The organism is Janthinobacterium sp. BJB426 (assembly GCF_002735705.1).
GTDB lineage: Bacteria > Pseudomonadota > Gammaproteobacteria > Burkholderiales > Burkholderiaceae_D > Janthinobacterium.
In genome coordinates, this window is the sequence record NZ_PDZL01000011.1 from 123,818 (window position 1) to 141,301 (window position 17,484).

Below are 17,484 nucleotides of genomic sequence, written 5' to 3' on the forward strand. Positions count from 1 at the left end.
CGCCTAAATATTTGTAAAGGAAGAAAAAATCATGTTAGATGCAACCCTCAAAACCCAACTGAAATCCTACCTGGAAAAAGTGGTGTATCCGCTTGAGCTGGTCGCTTCTCTCGATGACAGCGCAAAAGCCCGCGAGATGAAGGAATTGCTCCAGGAGATAGTCCTGTTGAGCGACAAGATCACGCTGGTCGAGCGCCTTGACGCTGGCGTACGCGCCCCGTCGTTCAGCATCAACCGTACCGGCTCGGACATCGGCGTGCGTTTCGCTGGTGTGCCGCTGGGCCACGAATTTACCTCGCTGGTGCTGGCGCTGCTGCAAGTGGGCGGCCACACCATCAAGTTCGACGATGCCGTGATCGAGCAGATCCGCAACCTCGACGGCGATTACGAATTTGAAACGTTTATTTCGCTCTCCTGCCATAACTGCCCGGAAGTGGTGCAGGCCTTGAATGCCATGGCCGTGATCAACCCGCGCATCAAGGTCACCACCATCGATGGCGGCGTGTTCCCGAAAGAAGTGGAAGAACGCCAGATCATGGCCGTGCCGATGATGTTCCTCAATGGCGAACACTTTGGCCAGGGACGCACGAATGTCGAGGAAATCCTCGCCAAGCTCGACACCAACGCCGGCGCTCGCCAGGCCGAAGCGTTGAACAAGAAAGACGTGTTTGACGTGCTGATCGTCGGCGGCGGCCCAGCCGGCGCGGCAGCGGCCATCTACGCGGCCCGCAAAGGCATCAAGACGGGCGTCCTGGCCGAGCGTTTCGGCGGCCAGGTGCTCGACACCCTTGCCATCGAGAATTTTATTTCCGTCAAGGAAACGGATGGTCCGAAGTTCGCCATGGCGCTGGAACAGCACGTCAAGGAATACGAAGTCGACATCATGAACACCCAGCGCGCCGCGAAATTGACGCCGGGCAAGTTGGTGCAGATTGAAACGGCGAATGGCGCCATCTTGAAAGCCAAGACCGTCATCCTGGCCACCGGTGCCCGCTGGCGCGAAATCAACGTGCCGGGCGAGAAGGAATACCGCAACCACGGTGTTGCCTACTGCCCGCACTGCGATGGTCCTTTGTTCAAGGGCAAGCGCGTGGCCGTGATCGGCGGCGGCAACTCGGGGGTGGAAGCGGCGATCGACCTGGCCGGTCTCGTGAAACACGTGACCCTGATCGAGTTCGGCGCGGAACTGCGTGCCGATGCGGTGCTGCAACGCAAGCTGCACAGCCTGCCCAACGTGACGGTGATTACGTCGGCGCAAACGACCGAAATCCACGGCGACGGCAAGATCGTCAATGGCTTGAGCTACACGGACCGGGTCAGCGGCGAGTCGAAGAAGGTCGAGCTGGAAGGCGTCTTCGTGCAAATCGGCCTGGTGCCGAACACGGAATGGCTCAAAGGCACGGTAGCGTTGTCGCGCCACGGCGAAATCGAAGTGGATGCCCGCGGCCAGACCTCGATCCCCGGCGTGTTTGCGGCCGGCGACGTCACCACGGTGCCATACAAGCAGATCATCATCGCCACCGGCGAAGGTGCGAAGGCAGCCCTGTCCGCCTTTGACCATCTGATCCGCTCGGACGACGACGAAGTGGTGGAAGAGTCGGCAGCGAAAGAAGCGTTGACGGCATAAGTATTGAGTTGTATCAAAAAACCGGAACGGTCGCGAGGCCCTTCCGGTTTTTTTTCGCCTGGCGCCTTACATCTTGAATGCCAGCCCCACGCGCACGTTGCGCCCTTCGCCGTAGTACGAGGAGTTCGAATTGACCTGGTATTGCTTGTCGAACAGGTTATTCACATTCACGGACACGCTGACGGTTTTGCTGAACGCGTATTGCAGCATGGCATCGGCCAGCACATAGCTGCCCTGGCGGATGATGGGGTCGCCCGGCAAGGCCAGGTAGGACATGTCGGAGCGCGTATGGTTTTGCCAGCGCACGCCGCCGCCCACGTTCAGGCCGCCCGCGCCGGCGCCGCCCAGCTCTGGCAAGCGATAGCTGGTGAAGACTTTGAAGGTGTTTTGCGGCACTTCCGTATTGAGTTGCTTGCCGTCGGAATCGGCGCTCATGTTGCGCGCAAAGCCGGCCATGCCTTGCCAGTTGGTGGCCAGCTGGCCCGCCACTTCCAGTTCCAGGCCGCGGCTGGTCGTGCCCGTGGCGGCGCGGTAGGCTTGCGAACCGTCCGGCGCAAAGGCGCCGGGGATCGACACGGCAAAATTGTCTTGCTTGGTTTTGTACAGGGCGGCCGTGACGTTGAGGCGGTTGTCCAGCAGTGCGCCTTTCACGCCCGCTTCGTAGCTGTTGCCCAGCAGGGGATCGAGGTAGCTGCCATCGGCGCCCTTGTTGTTTTGCGGCTGGAAGATATTCGTGTAGCTGCCATACACGGACCAGTCGCGGCTGACGTCGTAGACGATGCCGGCGTAGGGCGTGAATTCGCCCGTTTCCTGGCGGCTGCTACGGTCCGTGACCTTGCTGTCGTACGGCGTTTCCGATTGCGCACGCTTCCAGCTGGTGACGCGCGAACCGAGCACCAGCGCCAGGCTGTCGGTCGCCTTGATGCGCGCCGTGGCGTAGACGCTGTTGGTGCGCTCGGTGGAATGGATGTTGCTGTTGGGCGGATTGTCCGGTTTCACGGGCGTATTGCCATCCCAGGTGAAAATATTCTCGATGACCTTGCTCCAGCCGGGGAAGGACCAGCGGCCGTGGCCTTGCGTGTCGTTGCGCGTGCGCGAACTGGTGGCGCCCAGCACCAGTTCATGGCGGCGGCCGAACAGGTCGACGGGGCCATTCGCATAGATGTCCAGCGTATCTTGCACAGGTTCGCCTGCCCACAGGGCCGACCACAGCCCCACGCCTGTGCCGGTGACCTTGTCGATGCCGAATTCATCGGTCCAACCCGGCACTTCCGTGTAGTCGCTGCTGTCGCGCGTCAGCGTGGCCTTGGCGCGCCAGCCGTTGCCGAACTGGTGTTCCAGGCTGGCAAAGTAACTGCGGTTTTCGCGGTCGGTGGACGCCCAGCGCGCGCCCGAGGAATCGGAGCGGCGCCAGTGCGTGCGCGTGCCGTCCGTGTAAAAGAAGGGGCGGCCCGAGCGACCGACGCCTGTGGCGTTGTAGTCTTGCCAGGCAAAGCCGAGGGTGGCCAGCGTATTCGGCGCCAGGTCCGCCTCGACGATGCCATAGAGCACTTTGCGCTTTTCCTTTTCATAGTCGACTTGCGACTGGTTTTCCTGCACGGCCGCCACCAGACGCGCGCGCACCGTGCGTGCCTCGTTGACAGGGCCGGCAATATCGGCTTCGCCGCGGCGGTAATCCCAGGTGCCGCCCGTCAGCTTGAGGCTCGCTTGCGGCGTGGCCGTGGGACGCTTGCGTACCAGGTTGATGGTGGCGCCTGGCGTGCCGATGCCGTTCATCAGGCCGGTGGCGCCGCGCACCACTTCGGCGCGGTCATAGATCACCATGTCATTCGTCTGGAAGATGCCCACGTAATCCGTAAACAGCCGCGCCACCCCGTCGACCTGCATGTTTTGCACGCTGGCGCCGCGCGCAAAGAAGCCGTTGGTATCGCTGCCGGACGGACCGTATTGCACGAAGGTCAGGCCCGTGGTGCGCTTGACGAGGTCTTCCTGCTGCACGATGTTTTGCTCGTCCATCTGCTGGCGCGTGACGACGCTGACGGACTGTGGCGTTTCGCGGATCGACAGGGGCAAGCGCGTGGCCGTCTGCATCGACGCCGTGGTGTAAGAGGCGCTGCCTTCCGTGGTGCCGTCACGTTCCTGCGCCGCGCTGACGGTGACGGGCGCCATGGTCTTTTCCGGTGCGGCAATGCTCCCCACGCGGATGATCACGTCGTTACCTTCCACTTGCGCCACCAGGCCCGTGCCGGCCAGCAAGCGTTCGAGCGCCTGGCGCGGGGACAATTGCCCGCTGACTGCGGGTGCCTGCTTGCCGGCCACCAGGTCAGGGTGCACCATCAGTTGCAATCCCGCCTGGCGCGCCAGGGTATTCAAGGCCGTGCCCAGCGCCTGCGCCGGCACGGCCACCGTGACGACGGATTCCGTGGTCAAGGCCTGGGCGTGCAGCGAGGGCGTGGCGCCGATGGCGGCCAGGGCGATGGCCAGGGTGAGGGGAGCGAGGTGGAACGGGGAAACGGTACGCGGGCAAGACATCGGGGCTCTTCTCCAAAAGTAAACATAAATACGAATCATTACCAATGAAGACGCACGAGCTGCCAAACAGTTGAGGTCAATCGCAAAAAAATTTACGGCGCGGCCGTGATGACGGTGCTGCCGCCTTCTTCGTGCAGGCGCAGGGGCAGCACTTGCGGCAGGGCGCGGCGGAAGGATGCCACTTCGCGCAGTTTGAAACTGCCGTTCAGGCGCAGTTCGCCCACGGCCGCATCGCCCAGGCGCAAGTGCGTCGGGCCGTAGCGTTCGAACTCGGCCAGGGCTACACGCAGTGGCGTGTTGTTGAAATGCGCACGGCCTTCGCGCCACAGCAGGGCATCCTCGGGCGTGGCATTCGTCAACGCTCCCAGCTTGCCCGCCGCATCGCTACGCACGGCCTGGCCCGCCGTCAGCACCAGCGGTGCGCCGTTGCCCGCCACGCGCACGATGCCATGTTCCACTTGCACATTGGCGCCATCGCCGTACAGGCCACTATGCGTATGGCGCACGCTAAAGCGCGTGCCCAGTACGGTGACGCGCACGGGGCCGGCCAGCACCTCGAACGGGCGGGTCTTGTCGGGCGCGACCGTCAACAGGGCCTGGCCTTCCGGCAGGCGCACTTCGCGGCGCTGGCGGTACAGGGTGACGTCGGCGCGCGTGGCTGTGTCCAGGCGCAAGGTACTGCCGTCGGGCAATTCCACGGTCAATTGTTCGCCGCGCGCGCTGGCAAAGCTGGCGCTGTAGACGGGCTGATGCAGCCAGTATTGCCAGCCCGCCAGCACGGCGCAAACGACGGCGGCGCCAGCCAGGCGCATGGGCTGGCACAGTTGCATCAGCCAGGCAAGGCGGGGCGGCGATGGCGCCGCCTTGCTGGCGGGTACGGGACGCAGGCGGGCGATGGTGGTGTTCGGCAATGCGTCGAGGCCATCCCATGCGCGGGCCAGTTGCGCGTAGGCAGCTGCATGCGCCGCGCTGGCGGCCAGCCATTGCTGGAAGGCCGCTTCCTCGCGATCATCGAGGCCATCCTGGCGGCGCACCAGCCAGTCGGCGGCCTGCACGTCCAGCGCGGGCTGTTGCGCGAGGAAGGCGGCGCTGTCGTGGCGATCCGATGGTCTCATGGCTGCGTCTCCTGCATGCGCTCTTCCACGGCCTTGCAGGCGAGCACGCCGCGCATGATGTGCTGCGCCACCATATTGCGCGAAATGCCCATCTGGTCCGCCACTTGCTGGTGCGACAGGCCATCGAAACGGTTCAGGATGAATGCTTCGCGGCAGCGCGGTGGCAAGGCTTCGATGGCGCGGGCGATGGCCGTGGCATATTCCTCATAGGCATAGATTTCTTCCGGCTGCGCATGCGCGGGCGCGCAAGGCTGCTGCGTTTCCAGCAAGATGTCGAGCTCGTCATGGTCGCGCACGGCGCGGCGGCGGTGGCCATCGATCAGCAGGCGGCGCGCCGTCTGGTGCAGCAGGGCGCGTGGCTCGGCGATGGCTTGCCCCGCGCGCTGCATGCTGAGGAAGCGGACATAACTTTCCTGTACCACGTCAGCGGCGGCCGCCCGATCCTTCAGGCTGCGCAGGCAAAAATTCAGCAGTTCTCGGTAATAACGTGCAACCACGGGAGACAGTCGGCAGGAAGGGCAGGACGGCGTTGCTAACATGCCGTAAATGATAACGATTCTCATTGTAGCAGTGCCCCAACGCCGCTGTCGATGCCGCGCTTCCGTGCTGTGGTGTTTATGCTGAAGCTCAGCTGCCCGCGTACTGCGGATTGGCGGCCACATACACCTGGATACCGTCGACGGCCATGTCCTTCGGCGCGATGTCGCTCAGGGCGAAGACGGTCTTGTTGCTGAAAGTTTGCACGTGCCACGTAAAACGCTGGCCGGCGCGCGCGATGGTGACGGTTTCGCCGCGCGTGACGTTGATGTGGCGCGTGTCGGGCTGCAGTTCGATGCTGCGCTGGGCGGCGGCGTGCGGGGCGCTGCTGCCGTAGTCGGCGGCCGTGCCCGTGGGGCCGGCAGCGATGGCGGAGGTGGCAAAGGCGGCGCACAGGATGGCCAGGGTGCGGCGGTGGGTGTTCAACATGCTGATCTCCAAGAATAGGCTGGACGCGGTGAATAACCGCGCCGTTTTATGGTGGTGGCTGCACCGGGATCGCCGGTTTTTGCAACACGGCATCGTAAGCTGTCCTTGGTCGATCTGCAAAGCTGTATTTTCTGTCTATATTTCCACCGTCGCCGCCAGCGGTACGTCCGGCGTCAGGTGGCTGGTCAGCACGATGCACTGGCGCGCCAGGCGGGATGGCTCGGCTAAGCGCTGGCGCAAGTACGCCATGGCGGAGGCATCGAGGCCATTGAACGGTTCATCGATCAGCAGCAGGCGCACGGGCAAGGCCAGTGCCAGCGCCAGTTGCAGTTTTTTATGCTGGCCCAAGGACAGGGCGGTGATGCTCTGCTGCAAGGTGGACGTCAGGGCAAACGCGCTCAACTCGTCGTTCAGCAGGGACTGGTCGCAGCCCGGATACAGGGCCAGGTGCAGGTCGAGAAACTCGTGCACTTGCAGCCAGGGCAGGGCGGGTAGGTCGCCGCCGCAATAGAAAGCTTGCGCGCGGTAGGCCAGCGGCATGCAGTCGCTGTCGATATCGTCCAGGCGGATGGCGCCGCGCGCGGGCAGCAGGGCGCCGCCCGCCAGCTTCAGCAAGGTCGTCTTGCCGGCCCCGTTCGCGCCGCGCAGCCAGTTGATGCCGGGGCCGCATTGCAGATTGAATCCCTGGAACACGCTGTGCGTGGGAAAGTGAAAATCAAGGTGCTCGATGTGCAGCACGGGAGAAGACAGCTTCAATTCCATAATTCGCTTCCGATGGCGCTCAAGGCAAGGATGGACAGGACGACGAGGACGACCCGCCCGCGCGCCGTCAGGCGGGGGAGGCCGACGATGGCCAGCAGGGCGGCGCTGGCAGTGAGGGCATACACGCTGGTCACGCGCTGCTGCAGGACTGCCGGATCGATGACGTACAGCAAGAAAGCACCCGCCAGCAGCACGGCAAACGCCGGCAGCAGACTGGCCGCGCAGGCCAGGCGCGTCAAGCCCGTGCTGGCCAGGGGCCAGGCGTCCAAGGTGGGACGCAGCACGGCGATCTGCTCGCGCACGGCCTTGTCGCCCCGGTCCGTCAGAATGACCAGGCTGGCGCTGGCCAGCAAGCCAAGCAGCGGCGCGGGCACGAGCGGTGTGCGCAGCAGCCAGGCCAGCATGCTGGCGCCAGCCGTGGCCAGCAGCACGCTTTGCTGCAGGCCGATCACATTTTCGTTGCGCCAGAACGGCAGCCAGAACAGCTGGCGCCACAGGAATACGCTGCGCCAGCGGTGGCGTTGCGGCACGTAGGTCGTCATCGTGGGCGGGCGCGCTCCTTGTGCGGGGCGGGGTGCGCGCAGGCGCAGCGCGATGATGCCGCTCGTCAATATCCACGCCAGCAGCCAGATGATGAGGGTGGCGGCCATGCCGGGCGCGACGATAGTGCGCAGCCAGGGCGGCGACTGTATCAGCCAGATGGCGGCCGAGACGGCATAGGCGAGGCCCAGCGGCAGCATCAGCAGGCCGGCCACGGCGATGTCGGCCTGCCAGCGCAGGCGCGGCGGCAAGGGCAGTTGGCGCAGCCAGGCGGCGGTACTGGCCGGCAACAATCGCTTGCGCAGCAGCCACGCGGGCAGGCACGTGAGCAAGGCTTGCGCGGCCAGCAGGCTCAAAGCGGCGGGCCAGGGCAGTGTCATGGCGAGAAAGCCGGGCAGGGCGATGACGCTGAGCAGACCCAGCAGGACGGGACCGGCCAGGAACACGAGAATTTCCATGGAACTGGCCAGGCTGGCGGCAAATTGCAGCAAAGCATGATGGGCCAGGCGCAGTCGCAGGGCGAGGTAGGGGTGAATACTACGGGGCAAGCGCATGCGGGCAGGGGCGGAGTCAGGGTAGCGCTGATTCTAGAGCATTTGCTGTCCAGAAATGGGAAAAGCCCTTCGGTTCTGGGAACCAAAGGGCTTTTCTTTTATTGGCGGAGCGGACGGGACTCGAACCCGCGACCCCCGACGTGACAGGCCGGTATTCTAACCAACTGAACTACCACTCCAAGCTCGTATGATCTGTGTTGCTGATCCATGAAGCACTGGATAATTTTCTGTTTTGGTGGTGGGTGCTGAGAGGCTCGAACTCCCGACCTACGCCTTGTAAGGGCGCCGCTCTACCAACTGAGCTAAGCACCCGCATACCCAGAAAACTATCCTGACGTTTGTCACCACGTCTGGAAGAGGCACCATTATAGGGGGCGCTTTCCCCGTTGTGCAACTATTCTTATGGGATAAAAGCATTTTTTTGCTGAAAAACGCAAAAATGTTCGGGCGAGGGGGGATAGGCGTGTTTTTGGCTTCTGAAATGGGAAAAGCCCTTCGGTTCTGGGAACCAAAGGGCTTTTCTTTTATTGGCGGAGCGGACGGGACTCGAACCCGCGACCCCCGACGTGACAGGCCGGTATTCTAACCAACTGAACTACCACTCCAAGCTCGTATGATCTGTGTTGCTGATCCATGAAGCACTGGACAGTTTTCTGATTTGGTGGGTGCTGAGAGGCTCGAACTCCCGACCTACGCCTTGTAAGGGCGCCGCTCTACCAACTGAGCTAAGCACCCGTTGCTTGTCTCAGAAAACCATCCCGACGTTTGTCACCACGTCTGGAAGAGGCGCTATTATAGGACGGCTAAAATCCTTCTGCAAGCGCTTTTTTCACATTATTCCGTGATATTCCACTGTGACAGCATCCACGCCATATTGAATGCGTTTTCGGCGATGGCGTTATAGCGGCCCGAGGCACCGCCGTGGCCGGCACCCATATTCGTTTTCAGCAGCAGGGGATTGCCGTCCGTTTTATACGCGCGCAGCTTGGCCACGTATTTTGCCGGTTCCCAGTACATGACCTGGCTGTCGTTCAGGCCCGTCGTCACCAGCATGGCGGGATAATTCTTGCGCGCAATGTTGTCGTATGGCGAGTAGCTGAGCATGTAGTCGTACGCGGCCTTCTGGTTCGGGTCGCCCCATTCCAGATATTCTCCCGTGGTCAGCGGCAGGCTGGCGTCCATCATGGTGTTCATCACGTCGACAAACGGCACGGCTGCGTGCACGGCGTGGAACAGGTCGGGGCGCATGTTGACGACGGCGCCCATCAGCAAGCCGCCCGCGCTGCCGCCCTGGATGATCAGGCGGTTCGGGCTGGTCCATTTTTCGCGCACCAGATAGTCGGCGCTGTCGATGAAGTCATTGAAGGTGTTTTTCTTCTTCATCAGCATGCCGTCCTCATGCCAGGCTTCACCCATGTCGGTGCCGCCGCGGATATGCGCCTGCGCATAGATGACGCCCCGTTCCAGCAGGCTGATGCGGCTGATGGCAAAACTGGCTTCCGTGGAAATGCCATACGAACCATACGAGTACAGCAGCAGCGGCGCGGAACCGTCGAGTTTCACGCCTTTCTTGTAGACAATCCACAGCGGCACTTGCACGCCATCGCGCGCCTTGACCCACAAGCGCTGCGTCGTGTAGCGGCTGCTGTCAAAGCCGCCGACGATTTCCTGCTGCTTCAGCACCGTGCGCTTGCCATCCTGCATGCTGACGTCGATGACGGTGGGCGGCGTGACGGGTGACTGGTAAGACATGCGAAATTGCGTGGCGGAAAACTCCGGAGTGCCGGCCGCCGTGGCCAGGTAGACGGGATCGTCGAACTGCACCGTCTTCCAATTCTTTTGCGCAAAATCAAGGATGCGGGCGCGGTTCAGGGCGCGCGCCTTTTCCATCACCACCAGGTAACCCTGGAAGACGTCGATGGACTGGATCACGGCATCCTTGTTGTGCGGCACGACCGGCTTCCAGTTCTTCGGCTGCGGCGCGGACAAGGGCGCGCTGACGACACGGAAATTCTTCGCCTCCTTGTTGGTCAGAATATACAGCTGGCCGTCGCGGTGCTCGATGCCGTAGCGGTGGCCTTTTTCACGTTTCAACACGGACTGGAAGCTGCCTTGCGGCTTGCTCGTTGGCAGCAGCAGCACTTCGCTGGTATCCGTGCTGCCCGAGGTGAGCACGAAGAATTGCTTGTCGCGCGTGCGACCCACGTTGATGGCGAACTGTTCCACCGGCTCGTGGTAGACCTGTTGCGGCGCACCGCCCAGGGCCAGGCGGAACAATCGATCCGAGCGCTTGGTGGTGGCGTCTTCCTGCGCCAGCATCAGGGTGGCGTTGTCCGCCGCCCACGCCAGCGATGTCACGCGCGGCATGGTATCGCCCAGCAGTTTGCCCGTTTTCAAATCCTTGACATGCAGCTCGTACTGGCGGAAACCCGTCGTGTCGGTGGTGTAGGCCAGCAACTGTTCATTCGGGCTGACGCTGAAGGCGCGCACGGCAAAGAATTTGTGGCCTTCGGCCAATTGATTCTGGTCCAGCAGGATTTCTTCAGCCGCCTGCGCATCGTAGGCGCCACTGGCGCCGACGGGGCGGCGGCAGTGAATCGGGTATTGCTTGCCCGCTTCCACGCGCGTGTAATAGTAGAAATTGCCCTGGCGCGCGGGCACGGACAGGTCCACTTCCTGCATGCGGCCCTTGATTTCCGCATACACCTTGTCGGCCAGCGGCTGGATCGGCGCCGTGACGGCGGCCGTGTAGGCGTTTTCCGCATTCAGGTAGTCGATCACGGCAGGATCGGTTTTCTTTTGCAGCCAGCGGTAGTCATCCGTGACGACCGTGCCGTGGCGCGTTTCCTGCCAAGCCGTCTTGGCGGCGACCGGTGCACTGGTGGTTATGGTGGTGGTGTCGGCCAGCGCGGATGGCGCCAAGGTGGAGAGAAGCACGGCCGGCAGGATGGATGAGCAGACGGCCAGTCGGCGTAAGACGTGAGGTACAGTGGACAAGGCAACTCCCTAGGTTTCGTTGTTGTGCAGCGATTCTATTCTTGCTAAATAGAAAAGCCAATCATGATTTCAATCAATACCGTCCCATTGCTTGCATCCACTGGCATTTGCAGCGATACTGTATATAATTACAGTATCCGATAGCATCCCGCCGCGAGGTGTCCTTGACCGCATCTGCCCCTACATTGCCTGAAACCCGCCGCTGGATAGCCCACTTGGACATGGACGCCTTCTTCGCCTCTGTGGAACTGTTGAAATATCCGGAATTGCGCGGCGAAGCCGTCGTCATCGGCGGCGGGCGCTTGCAGCAGCCCGTGCTGCAGGAAGATGGCACGCGGCAATTTGCGCGCATGCGCGACTACGTGGGGCGCGGCGTCGTCACCACCTCGACCTACGCGGCGCGCGCCTTTGGCGTGTTTTCCGCCATGGGCATCATGAAGGCGGCCAAGCTCGCGCCCGACAGCATCCTGCTGCCGGCCGATTTCGAGGCTTACCGCGAATATTCGGCCCGCTTCAAGCAGGCCGTGGCCCGGTTGTGCCCCATCATCCAGAACGTGGGCATCGATGAAATCTATGTCGATCTGACCGAATACGGTGAGCAGGCGCCGGCCATGGCGGCGCACCTGAAGGCGGCGGTGTCCGAGGCGACGGGCCTGTCGTGCTCGATCGGCCTGGCGCCGAACAAATTGTTGGCGAAAATCTGTTCTGACCTGGAAAAACCCGACGGGCTCACCATTTTGTCGCCCGAAGATATCGCCACGCGCGTGTGGCCCTTGCCGGCGAAAAAGATCAACGGCATCGGCCCGAAGGCGACGGCCAAGCTGGAAGCCTTGGGCATTGTCACCATCGGCGAGCTGGCGCAGGCCGACATGGCCATGCTGCGCACGCAGTTTGGCGACCTGTACACGGGCTGGCTGCGCCAGGCGGCGCTGGGCATCGATGAGCGGCCCGTGCAGACGAGCCGGGAAACCAAGTCCGTCAGCCGCGAAACGACGTTCGAGCGCGACTTGCAGGTGGTGCGCGACCGCGCCACCCTGTCGGAAAAGCTGGAAAGCCTGTGCACGCGCGTGGCCGGCGACCTCGACAAACAGTCGCTGGCGGGGCGCACGGTGGGCATCAAGCTGCGCTTCGAGGATTTCAGCACCGTCACGCGCGACATCACCTTGCCCAGCGCCACGGCGGACGCCGCCGCCATCCTGCGCGCCAGCCGCGATTGCTTGCGGCGCGTGCCATTTGAAAAGAAAATCCGCCTGCTGGGCGTGCGCATCTCGACCTTGTCCGATCCGGCCAGCGTGATGCGGCAGGCGCCAGCCCAGGCGGAGCTGTTTCCCGCCCTGTAGCGGCATTCTCCACGCATCAACAACACCACGCCAGTCCGCGCTTTTGACGGCATTCCCGTGTCGAAAGTGTAGAATGGCGTTCCCCTGGCACTACTGAAACAAACGGAAGACAAAAACTATGTGGTTCAAGAATCTTCAGATTTACCGCCTGCCCGCACCATGGGCCTACACGCCAGAACAACTGGAAGAGGCCTTGTCCTCGAACAAATTTACGCCGGCGACCAGCATGGATCTGATGCGCCAGGGCTGGGATACGCCACGCCCGAACGGCGGCCTGGTCCACGTGGTCAACAAGCAGATGCTGATCCTGCTGGGCACGGAAAAGAAACTGCTGCCAGCGACCGTCATCAACCAGGTGGCCAAGGCCCGCGCTGCCGAGATGGAAGAAGCGCAAGGGTTTGCGCCTGGTAAAAAGGCCATGAAGGAATTGAAGGAACGCGTGGCCGACGAGCTGCTGCCGCGCGCCTTCAGCATCCGCAGCAACGTCTGGACGTGGATCGATCCCGTCAATGGCTGGCTGGTGGTCGATGCCGCCAGCCCGGCAAAAGCCGATGAAGTCATCAAGCTGCTGCTCAAAGCCGTCGACAAACTGCCGCTGGAAAGCCTGCGCGTGCAGCGCTCGCCCGTGGCGGTGATGACGGAATGGCTGCAAGCGGACGATGCGCCGGCCGGCTTCACGGTCGACATGGATACGGAATTGCGCGCCACGGGCGAGAGCAAGGCCACCGTGCGCTACGTGCGCCACACGCTGGAAGCGGACGACGTGCGCCGCCATATCGCGGCCGGCAAGCAGTGCACGCGCCTGGCCATGACGTGGAACGACAAGATTTCGTTCGTGCTGACGGAGTCGCTGGCCATCAAGAGCGTCAAGCCGCTGGACGTGATCAAGGAAACGGAATCGAGCACGAAGAACGACGAAGAGCGTTTCGACGGCGACGTGATGCTGATGACGGGCGAGCTCTCCAAGCTGATGGCCGACGTGGTCGAGGCATTGGGCGGCGAAGCGACTGCATAAGCGCAGTCATGCCGGTACGGAAAAGGAGCTGCGGCTCCTTTTTTTTCGCCTATGCAATGTGTTGCTGCATAAAAAAAGCGCCTTGCACGGTGAGGTGCAAGGCGCTTTCGAGACAAGCTAATTTACAACGTCAAATTAGAACTTGTAGTTGCCGGTGATGTAGAACGAACGCATCATTGGATCGGCGTAGCGTGGGTCGAAACCAACCTGGTGGCCCGACGAAGAGCGCAGCGACAGCGGCGGTGCACGGTCGAACAGGTTTTTGATGCCTGCGCGGATCGTGGTTTGCTTGTCAAAGGCGAAACGCGCTTGCCAGTCGAACGTGGTGTACGACGGAACTTGCAGGCGGAAATCCTTCACTTCTTTTTTGGTGGCCACGTCGTACACGGTAGCTGCCGCATCGGTGTAGCCGTTACGGTAGTTGACCGTTACCGTGTTGCTCAGGCGGCCCGTATCCAGGGTCGTCGTCAGCTTCATCAGGTTGCGGAACGTGACTTCGTTGGTATCGCCGAAGAAGTCCATGTTGCTGGTGTAGATATTGTCGCTACCAGCTTTGGTGTAGTTCGCGTGCAACATGTGCGTACCGCTCAGTTGGGCGGTCAGCTTGCCGAAGTCAAACTTGTGGTTGGCCGACAGATCCCAGTCGATACCACGGTATTCCTTCTTGCCGATGTTGACCGACAGTTTCTTGAACGCGTAGTAGGGATTGCCGGTCGACGGTTCGATATATTGCGTGAAGCTCGTCGCGTACTTGACTGGATCGGCAAATGCCTGCGCTTCGGTGATTTCCGATACGGCATTACGCAGTTTCACATCCCACAGGTCGGCGCCGAACGAGAAGGCCGCGCTAGGCTCGACACGGAAGCCCAGGGTGAACTGTTTCGATTTTTCCGATTGCAGCTCAGGATTACCTTCCGACATGGCGTTGTATTGCGTTGCTTCCGCGCGGCACAGTGCCGTACCTGGGTAAGGGCAATCAAATTTCTTGGCAGTAAAGCCTGCAGTGACCAATGGCTGTGCCAGGTCCAGCATGCTTGGCGCCTTGAAGCCCGTGCCGTAGGAACCGCGGATCAGCACGGTTTGTACCGGCTGCCAGCGTGCCGATACCTTGTAGGTATTGGCGCTGTCTTTTTTGCCGACAGTTTTGCTGTTCAGCTTGTCATCGATCGCCTTGACGGCATCGTAACGGCCGCCAACGGTCATTTCGAACGACTTGGTCAGCGGTGCCAGCAATTCGACGAAAGCGCCATAGGTATCGCGGCTCAAGTCGTAGGCAGGCGAGGTGTTGAAGTTGTAGATATCTTTCGACGTGCCGTTGCTGTCTGGCGACTGCTCATAGCGGTAGGTGCGGTAATCGCCACCGATACCCAGGCTGGCCTTGCCGCCTGGCAGGTCGAACAGTTCACGCGAACCGTGCGTGTCGACGCCGCGCATGGTGGTCGATGCGGTACGGATCGAACCGATGAACTGCGCGCCAGCGATTTGCGACTGCACGGATGGCTTTTGCGTTGTTGCAAACGGATTGAAATCCGGATTGGCGAGGATGTCCTTGAAGCCTTGATTTGTTGCGTAACCGCCCGTGTAGCGCTCGTCGATCGAGTTTTGCGACCAGGTCAGGCCGCTTTCGAAGTTCCAGGCGCCCAGTTCACCTTCCACGCCCACCACCATGTGCTTGGTTTCGGTGATGGTGTTGCTGGCGCGCAGGCCGAAGTCCGTCGTACGGTAGTTGGCGGTGACCGACTTGACGTCGGCACGTTGCGCTGGCGTCAGGTAGGGCGACACATAGGTGTTGTACAGCGCGCTGTCCTTGGCGATCGAAATCGGAATCGGATTGGCGGCGATACGCGCGGTCAGGTCGAAGCGCGAGTAGGCGACTTCGGCGAACGCGTTCAGGTTGTCGTTCAGCTTGTACGTGCCTTTGGTAAACAGGCTGTCGCGTTTCGATTGCGGCACGATTTCCACGGTGGAACCGGTGTCGAAACCGCAAGCGCGTGCATTGCTGGTGGTGAGGTCGAAACCTGTAGGGCATTCGCCGGTCATCTCCAGGTAAGGCGTGAATGCGGTCGAGACACTGTCTTTTGTCTTGTAGGCAACGGTGGCGCCTGCTGGTGCAGCCGAGGTGCTGGTGCGGTCCCAGATGTAGTTCTTGCCGCCGCGGGCGAATTTCAGGTACGAGCTATCGGCGAACGTACGGTCGGTAGCGCGCAGTTTCGACTGCTCGTCGTGGCGGTACGAGACCAGCACGTTGAAGCGGTCTTCGTCCAGGTCTCCGAAACCATAGGTGACGCTGGTATTCCAGGTGTTGCCGCCCTTGGCTTCCGGAGCGCTGTAAGTGGCTTCCAGGGTGGCGCCTTGCTGGTTTTTCTTCAGGATGAAGTTGACTACGCCGGCGATGGCGTCCGAGCCGTACAGGGCCGAAGCGCCGTCGGTCAGGACTTCGACGCGCTCAACGGCGCTCATCGGGATGGCGTTCAGGTTGACCGTGGTGCCGGAACCTTGTGGCGCGATGCGGCGGCCGTTCAACAGCACCAGGGTGTAGGTCTCGCCGATACCGTGCAGCGATGCGCTGGTATTGCCGCCCGAATTCGAACCAGCGGCGACTGCGCCGATGGTGAAGCCTTGCATGGCTGGCAGTGCCTGGATCAGGTCGGCTACCGAAGTGGCGCCCGATTTGGCGATCGCTTCTTGCGACAGGCGCTGTACAGGCAAGGCGCCTTCGACAGCGATACGCTTGATGCTCGAACCGGTAATTTCAACTTTTTGAATTGCTTCGTCCGCCATGGATTGGCCAGAGAACAAGACGCTACCTGCCAGAACGGTCAGGGCCAGGCGTACGCTGCGCACGCCAATTTTTTCTTTAAATGCCATTGTAACAATTACTCCGTAGTAGTTTTAATAACGACAAGCAGTACACGAGCACGTATAAGCCATCGGATAGATGACCAGCAGTGCTCGTGTACGGTAGGCGGAACCACGTCGGTGGGAAGTGGAAGACTACTTAGCGCAATATTGTTATAAATGCACTTTTGACTTGTCGAGGCGAACATTATGTCGTCTCAGCAAGAAAAAATGCATATCAACCGTGTCGGATTTGGCAATAAATTATGGATACAGAAGAATATTCAAGTTAATTGTTAAATTGCAGTTTTATATTTAATAATATCGGTGTTTTTAAAAATGATGAATGGCGTTTTTTTACAACATAAAATTATTGTATTGGCAATTTGATGTTTTACCTGCAATAATTCGACGAAATCTGCGGCTTTGCAGAATTTTTGAAAGGCAAAAAAACGTAAAAAAAGCCCGTTAAAAACGGGCTGGTCGAATTGTGACAGCGTGCCAGTCAGACCGTGTGTCGGTCTGACTGTCGTGCGCTGTCGGGCATTGGCTTACAAGGGCTGGAATACGCCGGCGGCGCGGTTCTTTTGCACATTGTCCCAGGCGAAGATCTGGCCATTCATGGCCACGTACACGCCGGCTGGCAAGGTTTGCGCTACGCCGCAGGCAAAGCCCAGGTTGAACAAGGCATCGGAGTTGTCGATTTCGTAGGGAATCATGGCCCCCGTCAAAATCACCGTTTGCTGCAGGTTCGCCGCGCCCAGCACTTGCGCTGTTTCGCGCATGGTGTCGGTGCCGTGGATGATGACGATGGCTTTCTCCTGCGCCGCGCGGCACGAGGCCAGCACGCGCTGACGGTCCGCATCCTGCATGTCGAGCGAATCGAGCAGGGGCAATTGCTCCAGCGCCACGGGCGCCGTCATGCGCGCGCGGGCAATCGCTGCCGGCAAATGACTGTCGGAAAAGCCCAGGGTACCGTTCAATTCGTTGTAGTGTTTGTCGAAAGTGCCGCCAGTGGCGAGTATGCGCAAAGTCATGATGTGGTCACGATGTCAGTGGAGAATGACGCGCATGATAGCGTGGATTGGCAACGTTGCGTGAATGCTGCCGCAGATGGGGCAGCGTGCTTGCCGCCCTGCTACCGCGCCGCATCTGGAAAATTTGGCCATCTGTGAGTACACTGGTTTCTTTGTTTGCC

General features: G+C 61.1%; 12 protein-coding genes and 4 tRNA genes. 3 read left to right on the plus strand and 13 right to left on the minus strand.

Annotated features, from left to right (window positions below):
• Positions 1 to 31: 31 nt before the first annotated feature.
• The gene (ahpF, locus tag CSQ93_RS18230; protein WP_099379244.1) at positions 32 to 1,627 is read left to right on the plus strand and encodes an alkyl hydroperoxide reductase subunit F; all 1,596 of its coding nucleotides are present in this window, start codon (positions 32 to 34) and stop codon (positions 1,625 to 1,627) included.
• A gap of 66 nt (positions 1,628 to 1,693) precedes the next feature.
• Here the strand turns inward: ahpF and CSQ93_RS18235 are convergent, their stop codons facing one another.
• The 11 genes from CSQ93_RS18235 to CSQ93_RS18285 form a co-directional block, all read right to left on the minus strand.
• Positions 1,694 to 4,159 carry a TonB-dependent siderophore receptor gene (locus tag CSQ93_RS18235; RefSeq protein WP_099379245.1) on the minus strand — a complete coding sequence of 822 codons (2,466 nt, stop codon included), beginning with the start codon at positions 4,157 to 4,159 and terminating at the stop codon, positions 1,694 to 1,696.
• A gap of 92 nt (positions 4,160 to 4,251) precedes the next feature.
• Positions 4,252 to 5,274 (minus strand): FecR family protein, encoded by a 1,023-nt coding sequence (locus CSQ93_RS18240; protein WP_099379246.1) that lies wholly within the window; start codon positions 5,272 to 5,274, stop codon positions 4,252 to 4,254.
• On the minus strand, positions 5,271 to 5,771 hold the full coding sequence (locus CSQ93_RS18245) for an RNA polymerase sigma factor (protein ID WP_199534449.1): 501 nt from the start codon (positions 5,769 to 5,771) through the stop codon (positions 5,271 to 5,273). The genes CSQ93_RS18240 and CSQ93_RS18245 overlap by 4 nt, the downstream gene beginning before the upstream one ends.
• A gap of 130 nt (positions 5,772 to 5,901) precedes the next feature.
• Positions 5,902 to 6,240, minus strand: a complete 339-nt coding sequence (locus tag CSQ93_RS18250; protein WP_158301280.1) for a CzcE family metal-binding protein — start codon at positions 6,238 to 6,240, stop codon at positions 5,902 to 5,904.
• Between the two features lie 135 nt (positions 6,241 to 6,375).
• Positions 6,376 to 7,002: an ABC transporter ATP-binding protein gene (locus CSQ93_RS18255; RefSeq protein WP_099379249.1), complete on the minus strand. Its 627-nt coding sequence runs from the start codon at positions 7,000 to 7,002 to the stop codon at positions 6,376 to 6,378.
• Positions 6,993 to 8,090, minus strand: a complete 1,098-nt coding sequence (locus tag CSQ93_RS18260) for a hypothetical protein (protein WP_233516240.1) — start codon at positions 8,088 to 8,090, stop codon at positions 6,993 to 6,995. Before CSQ93_RS18260 ends, CSQ93_RS18255 begins: the two co-directional genes overlap by 10 nt.
• A gap of 108 nt (positions 8,091 to 8,198) precedes the next feature.
• A tRNA-Asp gene (locus CSQ93_RS18265) sits at positions 8,199 to 8,275 on the minus strand.
• Between the two features lie 57 nt (positions 8,276 to 8,332).
• Positions 8,333 to 8,408: transfer RNA gene (locus CSQ93_RS18270), tRNA-Val, on the minus strand.
• A 216-nt stretch (positions 8,409 to 8,624) separates the two neighbouring features.
• Positions 8,625 to 8,701 (minus strand) — tRNA-Asp (locus CSQ93_RS18275).
• 54 nt (positions 8,702 to 8,755) lie between these two features.
• Positions 8,756 to 8,831, minus strand: a tRNA-Val gene (locus CSQ93_RS18280).
• 99 nt (positions 8,832 to 8,930) lie between these two features.
• Positions 8,931 to 11,093 (minus strand): S9 family peptidase, encoded by a 2,163-nt coding sequence (locus CSQ93_RS18285; protein WP_233516241.1) that lies wholly within the window; start codon positions 11,091 to 11,093, stop codon positions 8,931 to 8,933.
• 185 nt (positions 11,094 to 11,278) lie between these two features.
• Between CSQ93_RS18285 and dinB the strand changes: the two genes are divergently transcribed.
• Positions 11,279 to 12,433 carry a DNA polymerase IV gene (dinB, locus tag CSQ93_RS18290; RefSeq protein ID WP_099379250.1) on the plus strand — a complete coding sequence of 385 codons (1,155 nt, stop codon included), beginning with the start codon at positions 11,279 to 11,281 and terminating at the stop codon, positions 12,431 to 12,433.
• A gap of 118 nt (positions 12,434 to 12,551) precedes the next feature.
• Positions 12,552 to 13,448 (plus strand): recombination-associated protein RdgC, encoded by an 897-nt coding sequence (locus CSQ93_RS18295; protein WP_034754435.1) that lies wholly within the window; start codon positions 12,552 to 12,554, stop codon positions 13,446 to 13,448.
• 135 nt (positions 13,449 to 13,583) lie between these two features.
• Here the strand turns inward: CSQ93_RS18295 and CSQ93_RS18300 are convergent, their stop codons facing one another.
• Both CSQ93_RS18300 and CSQ93_RS18305 read right to left on the minus strand, forming a co-directional pair.
• Complete coding sequence (locus CSQ93_RS18300) at positions 13,584 to 16,316, minus strand: TonB-dependent receptor (protein ID WP_099379251.1); 2,733 nt, start codon at positions 16,314 to 16,316, stop codon at positions 13,584 to 13,586.
• A gap of 521 nt (positions 16,317 to 16,837) precedes the next feature.
• The gene (locus CSQ93_RS18305) at positions 16,838 to 17,323 is read right to left on the minus strand and encodes an asparaginase domain-containing protein (protein ID WP_034781194.1); all 486 of its coding nucleotides are present in this window, start codon (positions 17,321 to 17,323) and stop codon (positions 16,838 to 16,840) included.
• Positions 17,324 to 17,484 lie beyond the last annotated feature (161 nt).